Source organism: Sulfitobacter sediminivivens (genome assembly GCF_042611115.2).
Taxonomy (GTDB): domain Bacteria; phylum Pseudomonadota; class Alphaproteobacteria; order Rhodobacterales; family Rhodobacteraceae; genus Sulfitobacter; species Sulfitobacter sediminivivens.
This window is the reverse complement of sequence record NZ_JBHGAR020000055.1, coordinates 1-1,621: the sequence shown is the minus strand read 5'-3', so window position 1 is coordinate 1,621 and position 1,621 is coordinate 1. Positions and strand designations below refer to the sequence as shown.

The 1,621-nt window shown below is 48.2% G+C and carries 1 protein-coding gene; it reads right to left on the bottom strand.

Going from position 1 to position 1,621, the window contains the following annotated elements; genetic code table 11:
* Window positions 1-166: 166 nt before the first annotated feature.
* Window positions 167-757, bottom strand: a complete 591-nt coding sequence (locus ACEWL3_RS20580; RefSeq protein ID WP_386185463.1) for a hypothetical protein — start codon at window positions 755-757, stop codon at window positions 167-169.
* Between the last annotated feature and the right edge of the window lie 864 nt (window positions 758-1,621).

The following is a 1,621-nucleotide window of genomic DNA, read 5'->3' as shown; positions in this document are numbered from 1 at the left end:
AATCGATAAGATGAACCAGAAATCCTCCCTTATTCAAATCCTCAAATCTGTCCCAAGGGTGCTGACGTCAGACACGGCAACCAAAGCACTCAATGTTGCTCTCTTTCTAAGATCGATCATTGTAAATTACTCCCTCATAAGTGTGCACGTCAGCTTCTTGCGTAGGTTAGAATTTGCCTTGCTTCACAAGTTTTAGGAAATCGGAAAGCGCAGCTGTAGTCTCTGTACGAAACTTTGGATTGTTGTCTGACCCTAAACTCGGTCTGATGATCGAAAACCGGAAGAAAGTTGGGGCCAAGCCACCATCCCTTCCCCGGAACTCAAGCTTTCCAGGGTCAATGACCTCGAACTTCAAATTTGCTTTTACACTGCTTGCTTCAAACTCCGTTCCAAAAGCAGTTTTCCCATCAACGGAAAGCTCCGTGAACTCAGAAAATCCAACTTCATCGGCCACCACGTAAAGCTTTTCCCCCTTAGAGTATATAACATCCATCAATTGCAGAGACGCTATAAACCTGTCGGGGTCACTGTTCAGGGCGTCTATGAGGCCTTGCACGGGACTGCGGAAGGCTTCCGTGCGAAGGTTTTCTGTCTTCAGAACTGACCGTCTTGATACCTCGGCCTCCAGCGCGCTAACTTCCGCGGCGGTAAGTGTGACGTTGCCGCTGAACTTGGCTCCCGTCTCGAAAGTCACTGATGTGTCAAAACCTGTTTGGTCGGAGAACTTGTTTGAAGGCTGCGGAGAAATGATGTCCACGCGTTGTATCTGGTCGGAAGATCGATCCCAAATCCAGACATACCCTAGACGTACATTATTGACATTGAGCAAGCCTTTCTCTGTGTAGGCTCTCGACATTATGACTTGGGCTGAATCGCAAGCTGCAAACAATAGAACCAACGAGAATACTAATATTCTGAGCACTGTAATGTCCTCCACGTCTCGGTAAAATCTGGTTAAAATTAGGCTTTCGACGGCAACGAATTTGAATATCAAATTTCCCCAGATTGATTAGCTCAAACACTGGCTCGGATAGGTCCGAAGCATCGTTCATTAAGCGCAATCACACTCGCATAGGGTGCAGCATGGTAGCCATCGTAGTCAATTCTTTTCATCAAACAGCGGTTATCTGATGATACTCATCGGTCACAGACGGTCGATTTGACGCGAGACGCCTGATCACCAAAACCATTAAAATTCTTGTGACACAGGCCCTTGGCAGAACCTAGTTTGATTCTGTCACGTTTTTTGACCAAGCCTGAGATAGCTGACATTCGATCGAGGTGCAGCATCGAGCAAAGTGGGCTCGAAGCCGCCGTTAGCTGCTGCTTGCACGAAAGGCAGCTTCGGGCCGTCCAAGTCGATCCCAGCCCGCGTAGATTTACGTTTTATGCTGCAGTGCGGAAGGCGGCTCCGAGCCCAATTTGACGGATACCGCACAAAAAAAAAGAATGGCAGGTTAGAAGAGAGCCCGAACGGAGGGTACGCCGACGCGTGGGTTAAATTTCCCAGACTGCATTCGAGCATAGATTCAGGCGCAGAGCAAATTTGGACCTGTCGCGGTTTGATGCCGCTCCTTTGATAGCATTTAGTGCAACAAAGGAGACTGACTATGGGACTGAA